General features: G+C 57.0%; 1 protein-coding gene. It reads right to left on the bottom strand.

The features are described from left to right. Positions 1-322: 322 nt before the first annotated feature. Entirely contained in the window at positions 323-1,636 is a 1,314-nt protein-coding gene (locus EVC45_RS44155; RefSeq protein ID WP_248295531.1) for a cytochrome c peroxidase, read from the bottom strand. Between the last annotated feature and the right edge of the window lie 858 nt (positions 1,637-2,494).

Genomic DNA, 2,494 nt, shown 5'->3' with positions numbered 1-2,494 from the left:
ATGATCTCCCGATCAAAATGGCGTCCACCGAACAACTCCTCCAGACTCTTCAGCTTGCTCATCGCGGGTCATCAGTTTGTTTTGCTCCGACAACTCTAACCGATTCGCCGATCTATTTGCACCGGAGCCCCAATTTCTATCCGTGTACCGTTCGGCGACGCGCCTGCACACAAGCCCGTTAAGCAGAGTACTTTGATTCGGATCAGGCGAAGAACCGCTGCTGCGCTTACGCCCAGGCTTGCGACGACGTCTGCAGCATTCAATTCTTTGTGCTCCTAGCGCATTTGCCAGAGCATAACTAGACTCAGCCACGGTCGTCGGATCAGTGGATCGCGACGGGTTGGCGCGTACCCGTTAGAGTTTTCAGGAAGGCTACAATCGCATTGACATCCGAGTCCGAAAGCTGCTTACCGACCTGATACGTCGCCATGTCACGCACAGCTTCGTGCAGATCAGTGCAGCTGCCGTCGTGAAAATATGGCGCAGTCAGTTCCACGTTGCGCAGCGTCGGCGTCTTGAACGCGTGGCGATCGAGCGGGTCCTTCGTAACGTTGGCGCGGCCGTTGTCCGCTGCGGTGGTGTGGCCCCGCGCGGCGAAGTAGTCGGCCGCGAGGCCCATTCGCTCGAACGACTGCCCGCCCAGATTCTTGCCAACGTGGCAGGTCGCGCAATGGTTTGCCTTGAATAACTGGTAGCCGTGCAGTTCCTCGCCGTTCAGCGCATGCCTGTCGCCGCGCAGGTAAGCATCGAAGGGGCTCGGCGTTAGCAGTGTCGTCTCATATTCGGCGATCGCGTCTGTGATGTTCGCGCCCGACCAACCTTCCGGGTACACCGCCAAGAACTGTTGCGTCAGCGATGAGTCCAGTTTCAGCTTGTCGATGATCTCACTCCACGACCTAGACGCCATTTCAACCGGATTCAGCGGTGGGCCGCCCGCCTGTTCCTGCAGCGTGGTCGCGCGACCATCCCAGAACTGCCTGTGGTTGAGCGCCGCGTTGAACACCGTTGGCGCGTTGACCACACCCAACTTTCCGCCCACGCCGGATGAAACCTTCTTTCCGTCTACGCCCCCGTTCGACAGCGTATGGCAGCTCGCACACGATATGGTGTTGTCCGCCGATAGTCGGGCATCGATGAAGAGCTGCCTTCCAAGCGCGACCTTACCCGCATCGGTCGGCAAGGAATCTGGCAACGGTTGCACCGGCTCGTTAGCGAACTCCGGTGCAACGCCGCGCGTCGCATATGCGGTGTGGCGCTGTGACGCGATCCAGTCGAGAAGCGCGCGTTGGTCGTTGGCCCTCATGCCCGTCGTCCAGTGTACGAGGCGGAACAAGGTTGGCGGCATGGTGCGTTCGGTCACAACGGCTTCCAGCTTCGCAAGATCGGCTTCGGGGGCAGGTACGCCGCTTTCGAGCGCCGCGTACAGGCTGTCGATGCGGAAGTAGGCGAGTCCAGTTTGTCTGTCGTGTTCGGCTAGCTGACGAATGCCTGGTAGCGCGGCATAGTTGGGCAGGACAGCTTTCCTCGAATGGCAGTAATAGCATGCGTTTCGATCAAACACGTCGCGGATGCCGGACGCTTGTACGGAGACAGCCGGACTCGCGTCCGCTCTTTCCGCATAGTCCTTGTCGTGCACGTACGCGATACCGCTGATACCGAGATAGCCAACCAGCACGACGGCGATCGACGCGATCAGAAGTTTCTTCATTTGCTCACCTGTTTTGATCTTGATCGGTATTCCTTAACGTCTACTTCGAGCAGGTGATCGCGGCTGTCGAGCGACGACGCGCCGATCACACAGAAAGCACAGCAATTGAACATTAAGGTCCGCCAAGCGTTTGCAATATCCGCTTGATGCAATCCGTTCCGCGTACCTTCGCATGTCATGTATCAGCTCAATCTGTGTCAGCCCGAGCAGATGATGGCCTAGGAGGAATTTCGGTCGTTCATTCGCCGGTGCATGGCTGGGCGCTCAAACTGTTGCCGGTGCTGGCCCGTTGCGAGGAAGTGATGCAGGGTTGGTTGAATGGTCCACCAAGACGCCTCGTTCAGCCATCGTTTCTTCGTGGATTCTCGCTTTTAGCGGATATGACATAAGCGCCACAGACGGTCATTGCTCTCGACGGGCGCCGCTGCGAATGCTGTTCGTCATGCTGTGCGACGGCACCCTCTACCAACCACCTCTCTACTGCTTGACGATCTCTTTTAGTTGACTCATCGGCCCAACTTCATCGCTGGACGAGTTCCATAGTCATCAGAACCTCCCCCGCGACAACGTCCTCTCTCCTACGTGCTCGCTGCAAGCGTGAAGGGCAAATGCTAACGGCAGTTCATCCCTGACACAAGCGGATCTTGCTTAAGCTAGCATAAGGGGAATTTATATTAATTTTAGAATCGAGAGGTATGGATATAAATAGAGCCTCTATTGAATTTTCAGTGGGTGGTATCGTCCCGGTTTCTGGATAAACAAGACGAAGGCAGGTCATGCATAGCC

The sequence above is a fragment of the Paraburkholderia sp. UYCP14C genome (genome assembly GCF_004197395.1).
Classification (GTDB): domain Bacteria; phylum Pseudomonadota; class Gammaproteobacteria; order Burkholderiales; family Burkholderiaceae; genus Paraburkholderia.
This window is presented reverse-complemented; position numbering and strand designations above follow the sequence as displayed.